This window comes from Anaerotignum sp. MB30-C6 (genome assembly GCF_030908465.1).
Lineage (GTDB): Bacteria > Bacillota > Clostridia > Lachnospirales > Anaerotignaceae > Chakrabartyella.
In genome coordinates, this window is record NZ_CP133078.1 from 3,034,601 (window position 1) to 3,048,721 (window position 14,121).

Consider the following 14,121-nt stretch of genomic DNA (forward strand, 5'->3'; position numbering starts at 1 on the left):
AAGAGTATCAAGAAGAGTTCTTTGCAGTGAATTTCTTTAAGAAAGCCGACGAAATTCATGAGTCCATTGCCCTGGAAACAGACCTAAAAACATGGGCCAATGCTTCTGCTTGGAGTTTGGAAGATGGTACCTCCGTTGAAATCACTAACGTAAAATACGATTTTGACCCAGAAACCGTAACGCCTGGCGTTTATGAGGTAACCTTTGCCACAGAAGGCTATGAATATAAAATAGACACCACCGACCGCTACGAAATTGGCGATGAAGTGGGTCTTACCTTCCAACCTGAAGACATTCATATCATGATAAAGGAAAATTGAAGGGAGGGTGTTCGGTGAGACAATTTCGAAATATGGCTATGCCTTATATTGTTTGGATGGTAGTTATGATTGTCCTTCCCATGTTGTTGATTATGCTTTATGCCTTCACCGACCAAGGAAATGACGTAGCTACAATACGTTTTACATTAGAAAACTTTACACGTTTTTTCAGCGACAAAGTCTTCATGAGCGTTTTAAAACGCTCCCTATATATCGCTGTTGTAACAACTGTGATTTGTATCTTTTTGGGCTACCCCATCGCTTATGTCATTGCAAATCGCAGTGAAAAAAGTAAAATGTTCTGGATTTTATTAATCACACTACCTACTTGGATTAATATGTTAGTGCGAACCTACGCATGGATGGGTATTTTGCAAGACGAAGGAATTATCAATTGGTTACTAGGCTTTTTGGGCATCGGGCCAATCACCATGATACACACAACCTTCGCCGTTGTTCTGGGTATGGTTTATAACTTCGTCCCTTTTATGATTTTGCAAATTTACACTGCCCTTACAAAAATGGATAAAAGCTTTCTGGAAGCTGCCAGCGACCTTGGTGCCAATAAGGTGCAGTCTTTCTTAAGGGTAACGCTGCCCCTATCCCTTCCTGGGGTAATCAGCGGCATCACACTGGTATTCCTACCAGCTGTATCCAGTTTTTTCATCCCAAAACTTCTGGGTGGCGGACAGTATGTATTAATCGGTAATGTCATTGAAACGGAATTTTTAACTTCCGGCGACTGGAACTTTGGTAGTGCCATTTCCTTAGCCATGGCCGTCATCATTATGATTTCCATGTATATTACCAAAAAAGTAGACAATGACCCTACGGCAAATGGAAAGGGGGAATAAGGAATGGAAAAGAAAAAAACCAGTCTATTCTCCAAAATTTTATTAGGACTAACAGCAGTATTCTTTTATGTACCAATATTGTACATTATCCTGTTCTCCTTCAATAGCTCTCGTTCCCTAACGAAGTTTGAAGGGTTCTCCCTACGTTGGTATGAAAAAATGTTTGCCGACTCCACCATGATGGAGGCAGTGGCTTATACAGTAATCATTGCCGTCTTGGCCACCATTATTTCCACAGTTGTGGGTACTTTAACGGCAATCGGCTTATCAAAGTCTCGAAAATTGATGCGAGCTGTGGTGGAACAGGTAAATAATTTACCTATTATGAACCCTGAAATCGTTACTGCCATTGGGCTGTTAATGTTTTTTAGTGCTTTGGGTGTAAAAAAAGGCTTCTTGACCTTGTTGCTTGCCCATGTCATGTTTTGCATCCCCTACGTGATTCTTAGCGTTACGCCAAAGCTTCGCTCCTTGGATCCAAATTTGGCAGATGCCGCCCTAGATCTTGGTGCAACACCCATGCAGGCTCTTTGGAAAGTCATTGTACCCCAAATTATGCCGGGAATTATCTCTGGTGCTCTGATTGCCTTTACCATGTCCTTTGATGACTTTGTCATCTCCTACTTCGTAACGGGCAACGGTGTAAATAATATATCCATCTTGGTTTATACCATGAGTAAACGTGTAAATCCGTCTATTAACGCTTTAAGTACCCTGGTTATTTTGTTGATTACTGTGGTATTATTAATCGTAAATGTTATCCCTATTATTAAAGAGAAGAAAGGAAGAAAAGTGACATGAAAAAAATAATTGCATTGGCACTTGGTGCTGCATTATTACTCTCTGGTTGTGGGGGAAGCAACTCCTCTGCCGCTGAAGCAGAAGAAAAATACGGCTCCTCCACATTAAAGTTGTATAACTGGGGGGAATATATGGGGGAAAATCTGATTTCCAACTTTGAAGACGAATTCGGCGTAAAAGTAATCGTTGAATACTTCGACTCCAACGAAATGATGTATACAAAATTGCAAGCCGGCGACGCTTACGATGTTCTTGTACCTTCCGATTATATGATCGAACGATTGATTTCTGAAAATATGTTGCAAAAACTGGATTTATCAAAGGTTGCAAACATTTCCAATCTGGCAGAAGGTGTAAAACATCTCCCTTATGACCCAGATAACACCTATTCCGCTCCTTACTTCTGGGGTAATGTGGGTATCGTCTATAACCACAATAACGTAGACCCTGCTGAAGTAGAAAAATTAGGCTACAGCATCCTTAAGGATGAGACTTATAAAGGCCGCATCTATGTTTATGACTCCGAAAGAGACTCTTTCATGATGGCGTTAAAGGCTTTGGGCTACTCCATGAATACAGAGGATGAAGGGGAAGTCGAAGCTGCATACAATTGGCTCCTTGAAATGAACAACACCATGGATCCCGCTTATGTAACTGACGAAGTCATCGACGGTATGATTAACGGCAACAAAGATATCGCTGTTGTTTACAGCGGTGATGCCGCAACAATTTTAGATGAAAACGAGGACATGAGCTTCTTCCTCCCCATGGAAGGTACAAACCTGTGGAGTGATGCCATGGTAATCCCTGCAAACGCAGAAAATCCTCTTTTGGCTCATGAGTTCATTAACTATGTATTAACTTACGATGCATCTTATGATAACTCCGAAACGGTAGGGTATCCTTCATCCAATCAGGAAGTATTAGATGATATGTCAGCCGCTGATGGTATTTATGGAGAAAACGAAGCATATCTTCCTAGAACAGACTATGATAAAGATGAAGTTTTCGAAGACAACCCCGTTTTAAAACAGAAACTGGCTGAACTTTGGATTAAAGTAAAAGCTTCTCACTAAGACATTTTTTAATAAGTTGATGGAACCAATTTCGCTCTCTGTCGACACTTTTAGGCATTGACCATGGTCAATGCCTATTTTACATAAGGAGGCCACCATATGTTTGCAAATAAAATAGAATCTTTTAGAAATAAAAACGCCGATATTTTAGTTTGCCTGAATCATAGCCCATTGGCGAAAGAACAGTGGCTAAGTTCTGGCGGAATAGCAGGCCATATGCTCTCCCCCAGGCAAATCCAATCCTGGCTCATGGTGGGAGATGTTTCCTTGCCAAAAGAAACAGCATTTGAAGGAAGTTTGGAAGAATTTATCTCCCTTTTTCCCAAAAGTGAAATTGAACGCAATAAAGCCCTGCTAAATGGGTTTTTACAAGGCATCGTTGTAGAGTTTAAAAATAATAACTGGGAATTTTTTAGCTGCAATGTCATTGTGGCAGGCTGTTGTATGGGGGAATATTTTACCATTGTAAATCGAAAAGACATAAATTGACAAATTTAGGGCGTTATCATTTTTCTATGATAACGCCCTTCTTTTACTTCTGCTTTAATTTTTTAAATACATTCATAATAAACCAAACATCTAAAACTACGACACTTCCAAAAACAAATTTTTCCACAATATCCGAAGAGGAAATACACAAATAAGCAAATAGAATTGTAAGTCCCAAATAAAGAAGTACAACGAACCCCACAAAAAATTTACGGATTAATCTGGGTATACTTTTGGATAAACTTCCTTCCACTGCCCCTTCAACCATTAGTTCACCTAAAAATTCAACTAAGAAATTCATAACCTCTACTCCTCTTGTAGCATAAGTTTAGTTAATATATCCATTATAACACGCATAGCATTTTCCATCAATTTCTTTTTCATGAATACCCACATTACTCATTGTGAGATATTAAAAACAAACCTACAATAAGGATAATAACGGTAATCAGAAATGAAATGGCTACGGGAGATTCATAAAAGTAGCGCCATGGATTGCTCCATGAGCCTGTTCGCCCTGCCTTATCCAAAAGCTGAAGGACTTTTAATCCGTATATCTCTAAAGAAAGTTTACAAACACCAGTCAAAATAAAAATAGCACCTAAAAATTTTCTATTCATTATCGTATTCCTCCAATCTGGATAACCACGGACAGAAAGAAGTTCTCCGCCACTAGGGGGAAAACTTCTTTCTTTTTGAGGGATTTTTGATTACCTAACTCAGAATTTACTTTAAACCAGTATTGGAGCAATCAGAGTCATTCGACTCTGGCACTTGCGTTTCTTCTTCTTGCGTTTCTGATTTGCTTTTTTTCATTCCCTCCCATAAGAGGAACAATGCCCAAATTTTTATGCTTATATCAAAGGAAATAATATAAATATGCATTGCTGTGGTAGATTCCCATATAATAAGGGACATAAATACAAACAAAAATTTTGCTAATACAGTAGCCAGTAATGGCGACAGCATAAATAACCAAAAAACTTTGCGCCTATATTTTTTTTCCATGTCTTAAACCTCCATTTTTAAACATATTGTATTTGTTCTATATTTACACTTTGTAAGACTTCTTTTATAGTTGATGAAGTTAATTATATTTTATAAATTAACTAAAATTCTTCTATCCACTTTTTAGTTTTTGCTGGAACTATCATAAAATACCCCTTTAAACAAATTTATAAACATCACTGGTGATAAGTGGTACCCTTATCCAGTGTCTTTATTTCAAGTACCCTCATATTTATTTCTTTTTATTTATATGTAGCGAAGAAATCATAAGATACTGTAATTTCATACATAGTACTACACTTGTAAATTGTTTGTAAATATATGGATTAATAATGTAATAAAATTTTAAGAATTGTTATAGTTTTATCAATGGGTTGCGGAAACAAAAATTTAATTCCTTTTTATTGCTATCAATCCTTGAATATATTTCTAATAAACCATAGGCTTTCTTTGACACCTTCTATAGGAAAGCAGTATAATGAAGGTTAAAGATTAAAATAGAAAAGGATAAAATCATGAAGCCAACAGAACAGGTTATGCTATATTATAAAGCCTCTGCTGAAGGAATTACCATTCTAGGCATCAAAGGCAGAGCAAGCCAATTGAATATTCCAGAACTCATTGACGGCAAGCCTGTGGTTGCCATTGGGAATTTTGCCTTTGCCATAGAACAGGAACAGCCTTTGGCTGAGGAAGAAAGCCTAGGGGAACTCACCCTATGCGCAGGGTCAGAAATGCGGACAGCACCCCTTTCTCAGGATAATGGGGATGCCATCCTTCGTATTGTCCTTCCTGACACCATACGCCATATTGGGACTCATGCATTTTATGGCTGTAATGCTCTGGGCAGTATTCTTTTGCCCGATGGATTAAAGGAAATTGCCCCACACACTTTTTCAGGCTGTGGGGCCTTAGAAACCTTAACATTACCCCAAACCATAAAAGAAATCGGCGGCTATGCCTTTTATGACTGTCGCTGTTTAAAGTCCCTTCCTATTCCCCAAGGGGTACAAGCCATTGGGCGTTATGCTTTTTATAATTGTAGATCCTTAACGAAAATAAATATTCCCCAAAGTACAGAACATCTGGAAACGGGGCTGTTTTTAAATTGCGATTGCCTCTATGAAATTCATTTTGGCCAGTGCAAACATATTTCAGATTTAATTTCAGTTTTAAATCATGAGTTGTTATTAACCATAGACTTTCCCGATGCTAGGGTAAAGCTGTTAATTCCAGATTTCCAGTATGAATATATCGAAAACACACCTGCAAGGCAGTTCCATCAAGTGAATTATGGTACAGGCCATCTGTTTCGACAGTGTATTCATAATTCAGATATTGATTTTCGTAGGTACGATGAATTGTTCTATCTAACCAAGCGAGAGGATGCGGCGGTTTTGGTACTGCTTTTGGCGGTATATCGACTTTCTTATCCTTACCGCTTACCCGAGAACCGTCGTGAAACCTATCTCTCTTATGTAAGGGAGCATCTGCTTTTTGCAACAGGGTATTTTATTGATAATAATGACCTGGAAGCCCTTCGCCTTTTTAGCCAATGGGGGCTGCTAACTACAGAAACACTACCAGAAGTCATTGCTTTGGCACAGAAAAAGAAAAAAACAGAAATGCTTAGTTTTCTTATGGACTATCAGCATAAATTCGCTGCAACACCAAAGAAAAAAACATTTGATTTGTAAAGGAGGTCACTATGAACGAAAACCATCAACGTCTGATACAGATCGGTAATGCAATTTTAAACGCTTCTCGAAATGAATTATATTTATCTTTGCGATTTATGGATATCGCCTTAAGTGGCTTGCGTTATGAAATGAACCTTTCCTCCCTCTATGTAGGGACGGACGGAGAGAAGGTGTTGTTCAACCCACGTTATCTTGTAGAGCGGTATCAGTCCGATCCTGTATTGGTGAACCGCCTGTACTTGCATATGCTGCTCCACTGTATTTTCCGCCACCCCTTTCATATGGGGAATCGGGATGAAGCACTGTGGGGCCTAGCTTGTGATATTGCTGTAGAGTCCATTATCGACGCCCTTCCCGTGAAAGCCACACAACTGGTGGTTTCTGATCGGCGAAACGAACTATACGACCAGCTGAAAAAAGATTTGAAGGTGCTTTCTGCCGAAGGTATCTATCGCAAATTGTCTGAACGCAATTTTACCGATAAAGAGTTTGGTAAATTACAGCTGGAGTTTTGGGTGGACGACCATGTTTTTTGGGAACAAAAAAAAGAAGATAACCAAAATGAAAATAACGAAAATCAGGATAATGAAAATAACCAAGAAAATGAAGATGAATCAGAGCACAACCAACAAAAACAAAGGGAACTAGAAGAAAAGTGGCAACAAATTGGCGAGAAAATGGAAACCAATTTGGAAACCTTTGCTAAGGATTTGGGTGAAAGTGCGGGGGATTTGCTACAGCTTTTAAAAATAGAAAATCGGGAAAAATATGACTATCGCCATTTTCTTAAAAAATTTGTTACTTTAAAAGAAGACATGCGGGTAGATGATGATGCTTACGACTATATCTTCTACACCTATGGTTTATCTCTTTACGGAAATATGCCTTTGATCGAATCTTTGGAATATAAAGAAGTCAAAAAAATAGAAGAATTGGTCATCGCCATTGATACTTCAGAATCCTGTGAAGGCCAAACGGTGCGCCGTTTTTTAGAAGAAACTTACGCAATTTTAAAAAGCAGTGAATCTTTTTTCCATAAAGTCAATATTCATATCATTCAATCTGACGCCAAAGTGCAACAGGATATTACCATAACCTCCCAAGAGGACTTGGAGAAATATATGGATAGCTTTCGCCTTATGGGCAGCGGAGGTACAGACTTCCGCCCCGTTTTTGAATACGTAGATAAATTGATTGCAGAAAAAGCTTTTCAAAATTTAAAAGGGCTGATTTATTTTACCGATGGTTACGGCACTTTTCCCCGCCGCAGACCGTCTTATGATACAGCTTTTGTATTTTTCCACGAAGAATATTTGGATTTAAATGTACCGCCTTGGGCAATGAAGGTTGTCCTTGGCCCCGAAGACCTTTCCATTTATGATAAGGAGAAGTGATTATGAATATAAAGCAAGCAAAAGATGAAATCAGAAGAGCCATTGAGGCCTATTTACTAAAAAATGAATTTGGAGAGTATACCATTCCCCGTGTCCGCCAGCGTCCCATATTGTTGATGGGTGCCCCAGGTATCGGTAAAACTGCCATTATGGAACAGGTAGCAAGGGAATGTGGCGTCGGCTTGGTGTCCTATAGCATCACCCACCATACCCGCCAAAGTGCCATCGGTCTGCCTTTTATCAGCCATAAGGAATATGGCGGCAAAGAGTATGCCGTTACCGAGTATACCATGAGCGAAATTATCGCATCTGTCTATAATAAAATGGAGGAAACAGGCTTATCCGAAGGGATTCTTTTCATTGATGAAATCAACTGTGCCTCAGAAACCCTTGCCCCTGCCATGCTGCAGTTTTTGCAGGCAAAAACCTTCGGTGCCCATAGCGTGCCTGAGGGGTGGCTCATCGTTTCGGCGGGTAATCCTCCGGAGTACAACAAAAGTGTCCGTGAATTCGACGTTGTAACCCTAGACCGTGTGAAAAAGATTGATGTAGAACCTGACTTTCTGGTTTGGAAGGAATACGCTTATAAACATTCCGTTCATGGGGCAATTATGTCATACTTAGAAATTAAGAAAAATCATTTCTACACCATGGAAACCACTGTAGATGGAAAGCGTTTTGTAACGCCTAGAGGATGGGAAGATCTTTCCACCATTTTGAAAGTTTATGAAACCATGGGCGTAACCGTAGATGCCAGCATCATTGGCCAATACCTGCAACATGGAAAAATCGCCAGAGATTTTGCGAACTATTTGGATTTATATAATAAATATAAAACCGATTATCACATAGAGGATATTTTAAAAGGTTCCTTTAGCCAACAGGCGGTATCGAAACTTTCTACTGCCTCCTTTGATGAAAAACTAAGTGTCATTGGTTTATTACTGAGCCGCCTTTCCGATGATTTTAAACTGGCCTATGAAGGTGATTTATTCACCACCCAGTTGCATCAAAATTTATTGGAATTAAAAGAACGTTTCCAAAACCCTTACTGCAAGGAAACCCCTTGGGAAAATATTATGGAAACCCTCATTGAGGAAAAAGAGAACGCTTTTGCCCAAGAACAAAAGGCAGACCTTTTAGACCAAAGCACAAAGAAAAGTCGTCGTATGACCATTGAAAAACTCATGGGCTATGACAAAGAAGTGAAAAGCCTTGGCCTTCGTGACAAAGATGAGGTTTTCCAACAAATCAAAACCTCCTTTACCAATGAGGTGGAAACACGCCAAACGCTAATCGATACAGGTGCAAAGGAATTGGAAAATGCCTTCTTATTTCTAGAAGAAACCTTTGGTGCAGGGCAAGAAATGGTTATTTTCATTACTGAGTTAACCACCAATTTTTATAGCGTAAAATTCATTAGTGACAATGGTAATGAAAAATATTATCAGTATAATAAAGAATTGCTCTTTGATGAAAAGCAAAAAAGTATTTTAAAAGATATAGAATCCGCAAAAGCAGAAGGAACATTATTGTTTTAAATCATTAAGCAGAAGTTTGTATGGTACATTTAACCATACAAACTTCTGCTTTTTTTCAGCATTTGTACCATTGTATAAATCCAAAAGTTGGTATACTATGTATATATATTCACAATCTTTCAAAATTTTATAGTATGACTCCCCTGATAATTCCTACGATTTTATGCGAAGGTAAATCCATATTTACGACATCTAGGTATATCTTTCGTAATTCAAGGGATATTACACGCCTTTGGCTACCTTATCTTGTACCAAAAAAATATTACAATTCTGATTTCCGTAAACAATACCAACGAGAGCTTGTATTTCCATATTTGTTTCTTGGAATAGGTTGGATAGCCTTGGAACTTTTATCCCCAAAACCAAAGGATCCCATTTTATTTTGTTTATAGGGCATATTCATTGCAATAATCCTCATGATCTTGTTGACAAAACACGAAAAAAATATCATGAATAAGCGACTTTCGTTAAGTATAAGGGCATTACCATTTTAAAGAAAACGGAAAGCAACCCCATTGATGATTCCATAAATGAGGTGTATGCCTTAAAGAATTTGGCTGTAAAATGGTTCTTATACCATTTCATTAATTATATAAAGTTATAAAGTTTTTTAGAGAATAAGGAGGATGCTTATGACTAAAAATTACAAACTCAGATGCACACTATCTCTTATTGCGGGCCTCATATGGGTTATTGTAGCAGGGCTGAATTTTTCTAATAAAAATATTGCTTTTGGTAGTATCGCTTTGGCATGGGTTTTTATTTATTTAACCATGTTGCACTATAAAGCAAGAGCAATGAATCACTCTAAAAATAAGCATTTATAAAATTACCCCCATACAAAATAGGGTATCATCATTGAAGCGATGATACCCTAAAAATATACTTATAAACCCTTTATAACAAAACATCCGCTGCCATCTTCAAAAATAGCAAAACAATAACCACCATCAACATCATGCGGATGGCTTTTGTTCCTTTTTTTATGGCAACCCCTGCCCCGATAAAATTCCCTGCAACGCCAAAAATCGCCGCTGGAATGGCGATTGGTAAGTAAACCGTCCCTTCAATTAAAAATACCACCAACGCCGCATAATTTGATGCCAAATTCAAGCATTTTGCGTTTCCCGATGCGCTACGCATATCATATTTCATAATCAGACAAAAAGCCATTAAAGCAAAGGTTCCTGTTCCTGGACCAACCAATCCATCGTAAAAACCAATAAACCCACCAATCAACAGGGCCAATATAATCTTCTTTTTCTTGGAGAAGGAATCTGAAAGATTTTCGCCCCCCATATTCTTGTTTACCACAGTAACCACACCTACAATGGGCAGAACCACCAGCATCATGGTTTTTAAGGTGTTATCACTCAAATAAAGCACTACCTTCGCCGCTACAGCTGAGGCAATAAAAGCCCCAATGGCCGACAAAATACCCACCTGAATGTCCAACATTTTGTGTTTCCAATAACGTAGAGTTGCAGCAGTTGTTCCAAAAGCCGCAGAAAATTTGTTGCACCCGTATACTAAGTGCATCGGCATCCCCGTCAATGTGTAGGCAGGTAAAGAAATCAATCCGCCACCCCCTGCAATGGAGTCTAAAAATCCAGCAAAAAAACAAGCAACCATTAACATAATAAAATTTGGAACTGAAATCATTACTTCCGTAAACATGAATACACGCCCTTCTAAAAACCCTTCCCACAAGTCAAAATATGCCTCATCGTAACATTTTCCCACGGTTTTTGCAAGGCTGTCTTTTTCAGTAATTTCTTGCAACGGGTACGACTTTTTGCTTTCCAATTATGCGCCTATAAAAAATAAGCGTACATAAATTGCACGCTTTTTCCTGTGTAATCTATTATTAAAGATTAAAAATCATTAAAACGTTCTTTTTCTAGCCTCCCTCCACCACATCAACCTCTTCTATGCCATAAAGAAGGAAAAGCTCTATCATTTCTTTGGTAATACGCTCCCCACTGATTGCAATGGGTATGGCAGGTGGGCAAGAAACTGCTGGCGTTGCACAAACTCGCCCCAGCCCTTGCTGTATTTTAACGGTACATCGCTTCGCAAACATGGCTTGCCTAATTGACATAACTTGCTCCCCTCTGGGAGGTAATACCGTTTTTTGTCTCTCCACATTCCTTGGAATGATAGGGGGAAATGCCATGTTAGCTTTTTCAAAGGCAACATCCTCTGTTTCCGGGGTAAACATCATAACCAGATGATCTTCATCGGCAAACTCTACCTCTACATCATTCTTCCGCAATGTCTCTGCTAACTCATTTCCTGAAATCCCTATTTGCCCACCTTCTATCACTAATTTTAGTGGCTCAAAATGCTGTAACGGGTATCCTTTTTTCTTGAGTTTCAAAGCAAGCTGTTGAATTTTCTTTTGACACCCAACAATTTTCTCCCTATAGTCCTCTGATAAAATACGGTTACATAAATCCAAAGACTGTAACGTTAAATAGGATGGGCTTGTAGAGCCAAATAAAGCCAAAGCATTTTTCCCGTCATTCTCAAAGGGTGCAGCAGCCTTCTTTGCAATATGCAAATATGCTCCTCCCGTTAAAACAGGTAGTGTTTTATGGGCAGAGTCACAGCACATATCCGCCCCTAAGTCCAATGGATGCAAGGACTGGGACAAAAACCGCAAATACGCCCCATGGGCATTATCCACCAAAAGAGGAACGCCATATTTCTTGCAAACCTGAGAAAGGCCTTTTATATCTGCCATTCCTCCTAAATAATCGGGGGAGGTGATAAAAAAGGCAAAGGGTAACACTTCCATTGACCCCAAAATTCCATCCAGCTGCTCTGGTAAAATTGGGCAAGCACAGATGGTTGCTTCTTCCTCTGGGTAAATCCAATGCACCTCTAAATCCAGTAAAGCACAGGCATGCAAAAAAGCCTTATGGGCATTTCTAGCCGCCAAAATTGAAGGCTTCTCTTGTCTTTTTTTACAATGGAGCATGGCAAGATAAACCATGGCTGCAATACATTGGGAAGATCCACCTGTGGCATAAAAGGTTGTCCTTGAACCAAACAAATCCGTTGCATGATCCTCACTCTGCCGAATGACTCCTTGGGGATGATACAAATCGTCAGCTCCATTTATTTCAGTAATATCCAAAGGCTCACAACCCAAAAAGGGGCTGCCTTTATGCCCCGGCATATGCAGGCGAACAGTCCCTTTTTTTTGATATTCTTTTACAAAGTCATAAATTGGTGTTTCCATCCCTTTTATTCCTCGTTTTCTGCCACCTTCATCATGATGGCACATTCCATACGTTTTTTAAATAGCTTACAGCCATATTCATAAATTCCTTGAATACTGCCCGATGCATGATAAGAGTTCGCCGCACAGCCACCGGAACAGTACATTTTCGCCCAGCAATCTCTACATTCCTGCCTTGCATATGCGTTGCAATGACGGAACTCATCCTGCACATCTGTATTTTTTACACCATCCCAAATATTTCCTAAACTGTACTTGGAATCTCCAACAAATTGATGACAAGGAAATAATTCACCCCAAGGGGTTACCGCCATATACTCCGTTCCCGAACCACAACCGGTAATTCTTTTATAAACACAAGGGCCATTTGTCAAGTCCAACATATAGTGATAGAATTCAAATCCATTCCCCGCTTTTTTACGACGAATCATTTCCTTTGCAAGAATTTCATACTGCTCAAACAGCTTCGGTAAATCTTCTTCCGTTAAAGCAAAAGGATCTGATGGGTCACAAACAACAGGCTCCATGCTCAATTCTGTAAAGCCCATGTCTGCCATATGGAAAATATCCTTTGTAAAATCCACGTTGTTGTGGGTAAACGTACCACGCATATAGTAGCCTTTTCCCTCACGTCTATCCACAAACTCCTTAAACTTAGGCAAAATCAAATCATAACTGCCTTCCCCTGTAATGGTCTTACGCAAGTGGTCGTGAATTTCTTTTCTGCCGTCTAAGGACAATACCACGTTGTGCATTTCCTTATTGGAAAATTCAATGACATCATCATTAATCAAAACGCCATTTGTTGTTAAAGTAAAACGGAACTTTTTATTATGGATTGGCTCCTGCTCTCTGGCATAAGCAACCAGCTTTTTAATAACCTCCCAATCCATCAAAGGCTCGCCGCCAAAAAAGTCAACTTCCAAATTCACTCTGCTTCCAGAATTGGCAATTAAAAAATCTAGGGACTGCTTACCCACCTCGAAGCTCATCAGTGCATCATTTCCCTGATACTTACCTTGGCTGGCAAAACAGTAACTGCAGTTCAAATTACAAGTATGGGCAACGTGAAGGCAAAGGGCTTTCACAACTTGGCTCTTGTTTTTAAAGTCTATGGCAAGGTTTTCATATTCATCTTTTGTAAACAACTTACCCTGTTCAATCAAAGTTTGAATTTCTTCCATGCAAAGACAAACTTCCTCTTTTGTTACATCTGGCTTGGCTTTATATTTTGTCAAAATCTTTGCAACAATTGCATCTTTATTCTGTGTTTCGTACATTTGGATTACATCATAAGCAACCTCGTCCACCACATGAACGGATCCGCTGCAAGTATCCAACACAATGTTATATCCATTTAATTTATATTGATGTACCAATTCTTTCAATCCTTTCCACTGCCAAAGGCCTTCCCTTTGGCAACCCCCAAATACGAAAAATGCCGCCTTGCTAAAATGAAGGCGGCGGTTCGTTGTCAATCCTTTTGAGCTTACTTCTGTTTGCTCTCGCAGGGCTGGTTTGCAACGCCACAGGAGGTTTTGCAAGCAGACTGGCAGGATGTCTGGCATTCGCCACAGCCGCCAACAGCTACGCTCTTTTTCAGGTCACGCGTTTCAATTGTTTTGATTCTCTCCATGGTCTCATCTCCATTCTAATTATGAAAATTCTAGTACTCAAATGCGTTTTTCTGT

At 39.2% G+C, this 14,121-nt stretch carries 15 protein-coding genes; 8 read left to right on the plus strand and 7 right to left on the minus strand.

What is annotated here, in order from left to right; translation table 11 throughout:
* Positions 1-334 precede the first annotated feature (334 nt).
* The 4 genes from RBQ60_RS14925 to RBQ60_RS14940 all read left to right on the plus strand — a co-directional run bounded on the left by RBQ60_RS14925 (position 335) and on the right by RBQ60_RS14940 (position 3,540).
* A complete protein-coding gene (locus tag RBQ60_RS14925; protein ID WP_307884471.1) occupies positions 335-1,174 on the plus strand; it encodes an ABC transporter permease in 840 nt (279 codons plus the stop codon).
* Positions 1,175-1,177: 3 nt separating this feature from the next.
* The gene (locus RBQ60_RS14930; protein ID WP_307884473.1) at positions 1,178-1,975 is read left to right on the plus strand and encodes an ABC transporter permease; all 798 of its coding nucleotides are present in this window, start codon (positions 1,178-1,180) and stop codon (positions 1,973-1,975) included.
* Positions 1,972-3,051 carry an ABC transporter substrate-binding protein gene (locus RBQ60_RS14935; protein ID WP_307884475.1) on the plus strand — a complete coding sequence of 360 codons (1,080 nt, stop codon included), beginning with the start codon at positions 1,972-1,974 and terminating at the stop codon, positions 3,049-3,051. Before RBQ60_RS14930 ends, RBQ60_RS14935 begins: the two co-directional genes overlap by 4 nt.
* A gap of 99 nt (positions 3,052-3,150) precedes the next feature.
* Entirely contained in the window at positions 3,151-3,540 is a 390-nt protein-coding gene (locus RBQ60_RS14940; RefSeq protein WP_307884477.1) for a hypothetical protein, read from the plus strand.
* A 43-nt stretch (positions 3,541-3,583) separates the two neighbouring features.
* Here RBQ60_RS14940 and RBQ60_RS14945 read toward each other — a convergent pair whose 3' ends face one another.
* The 3 genes from RBQ60_RS14945 to RBQ60_RS14955 form a co-directional block, all read right to left on the minus strand.
* A complete protein-coding gene (locus tag RBQ60_RS14945) occupies positions 3,584-3,841 on the minus strand; it encodes a hypothetical protein (RefSeq protein ID WP_307884478.1) in 258 nt (85 codons plus the stop codon).
* 94 nt (positions 3,842-3,935) lie between these two features.
* Positions 3,936-4,160 carry a hypothetical protein gene (locus RBQ60_RS14950; RefSeq protein WP_307884479.1) on the minus strand — a complete coding sequence of 75 codons (225 nt, stop codon included), beginning with the start codon at positions 4,158-4,160 and terminating at the stop codon, positions 3,936-3,938.
* 106 nt (positions 4,161-4,266) lie between these two features.
* On the minus strand, positions 4,267-4,548 hold the full coding sequence (locus tag RBQ60_RS14955; RefSeq protein WP_307884481.1) for a hypothetical protein: 282 nt from the start codon (positions 4,546-4,548) through the stop codon (positions 4,267-4,269).
* A gap of 515 nt (positions 4,549-5,063) precedes the next feature.
* Between RBQ60_RS14955 and RBQ60_RS14960 the strand changes: the two genes are divergently transcribed.
* From RBQ60_RS14960 to RBQ60_RS14975, 4 genes are all read left to right on the plus strand, one after another.
* A complete protein-coding gene (locus RBQ60_RS14960) occupies positions 5,064-6,245 on the plus strand; it encodes a leucine-rich repeat domain-containing protein (protein WP_307884483.1) in 1,182 nt (393 codons plus the stop codon).
* Between the two features lie 11 nt (positions 6,246-6,256).
* Positions 6,257-7,642, plus strand: a complete 1,386-nt coding sequence (locus tag RBQ60_RS14965) for a vWA domain-containing protein (protein WP_307884484.1) — start codon at positions 6,257-6,259, stop codon at positions 7,640-7,642.
* A 2-nt stretch (positions 7,643-7,644) separates the two neighbouring features.
* On the plus strand, positions 7,645-9,183 hold the full coding sequence (locus tag RBQ60_RS14970; RefSeq protein ID WP_307884485.1) for an ATP-binding protein: 1,539 nt from the start codon (positions 7,645-7,647) through the stop codon (positions 9,181-9,183).
* Positions 9,184-9,815: 632 nt separating this feature from the next.
* Positions 9,816-10,010, plus strand: a complete 195-nt coding sequence (locus RBQ60_RS14975; protein ID WP_307884487.1) for a hypothetical protein — start codon at positions 9,816-9,818, stop codon at positions 10,008-10,010.
* 70 nt (positions 10,011-10,080) lie between these two features.
* On the opposite strand, the gene RBQ60_RS14980 is transcribed toward RBQ60_RS14975, so the two are convergent.
* The 4 genes from RBQ60_RS14980 to scfA all read right to left on the minus strand — a co-directional run bounded on the left by RBQ60_RS14980 (position 10,081) and on the right by scfA (position 14,066).
* Complete coding sequence (locus RBQ60_RS14980; RefSeq protein ID WP_307884488.1) at positions 10,081-10,989, minus strand: sulfite exporter TauE/SafE family protein; 909 nt, start codon at positions 10,987-10,989, stop codon at positions 10,081-10,083.
* A gap of 94 nt (positions 10,990-11,083) precedes the next feature.
* Positions 11,084-12,430, minus strand: a complete 1,347-nt coding sequence (locus tag RBQ60_RS14985; RefSeq protein WP_307884489.1) for an amino acid decarboxylase — start codon at positions 12,428-12,430, stop codon at positions 11,084-11,086.
* 5 nt (positions 12,431-12,435) lie between these two features.
* Positions 12,436-13,809: a thioether cross-link-forming SCIFF peptide maturase gene (gene scfB, locus RBQ60_RS14990; RefSeq protein WP_307886025.1), complete on the minus strand. Its 1,374-nt coding sequence runs from the start codon at positions 13,807-13,809 to the stop codon at positions 12,436-12,438.
* Positions 13,810-13,919: 110 nt separating this feature from the next.
* The gene (scfA, locus tag RBQ60_RS14995; RefSeq protein ID WP_307884490.1) at positions 13,920-14,066 is read right to left on the minus strand and encodes a six-cysteine ranthipeptide SCIFF; all 147 of its coding nucleotides are present in this window, start codon (positions 14,064-14,066) and stop codon (positions 13,920-13,922) included.
* Positions 14,067-14,121: the final 55 nt, after the last annotated feature.

Bases quoted from the DNA above. Each gene is read 5' to 3' on its own strand.
- RBQ60_RS14945 (WP_307884478.1), bottom strand. From the start codon at position 3,841: ATGAATTTCTTAGTTGAATTTTTAGGTGAACTAATGGTTGAAGGGGCA.
- RBQ60_RS14975 (WP_307884487.1), top strand. From the start codon at position 9,816: ATGACTAAAAATTACAAACTCAGATGCACACTATCTCTTATTGCGGGC.
- RBQ60_RS14985 (WP_307884489.1), bottom strand. From the start codon at position 12,430: ATGGAAACACCAATTTATGACTTTGTAAAAGAATATCAAAAAAAAGGG.
- RBQ60_RS14930 (WP_307884473.1), top strand. From the start codon at position 1,178: ATGGAAAAGAAAAAAACCAGTCTATTCTCCAAAATTTTATTAGGACTA.
- RBQ60_RS14955 (WP_307884481.1), bottom strand. From the start codon at position 4,548: ATGGAAAAAAAATATAGGCGCAAAGTTTTTTGGTTATTTATGCTGTCG.
- RBQ60_RS14970 (WP_307884485.1), top strand. From the start codon at position 7,645: ATGAATATAAAGCAAGCAAAAGATGAAATCAGAAGAGCCATTGAGGCC.
- RBQ60_RS14965 (WP_307884484.1), top strand. From the start codon at position 6,257: ATGAACGAAAACCATCAACGTCTGATACAGATCGGTAATGCAATTTTA.
- RBQ60_RS14960 (WP_307884483.1), top strand. From the start codon at position 5,064: ATGAAGCCAACAGAACAGGTTATGCTATATTATAAAGCCTCTGCTGAA.
- RBQ60_RS14935 (WP_307884475.1), top strand. From the start codon at position 1,972: ATGAAAAAAATAATTGCATTGGCACTTGGTGCTGCATTATTACTCTCT.
- RBQ60_RS14940 (WP_307884477.1), top strand. From the start codon at position 3,151: ATGTTTGCAAATAAAATAGAATCTTTTAGAAATAAAAACGCCGATATT.
- RBQ60_RS14950 (WP_307884479.1), bottom strand. From the start codon at position 4,160: ATGAATAGAAAATTTTTAGGTGCTATTTTTATTTTGACTGGTGTTTGT.
- scfA (WP_307884490.1), bottom strand. From the start codon at position 14,066: ATGGAGAGAATCAAAACAATTGAAACGCGTGACCTGAAAAAGAGCGTA.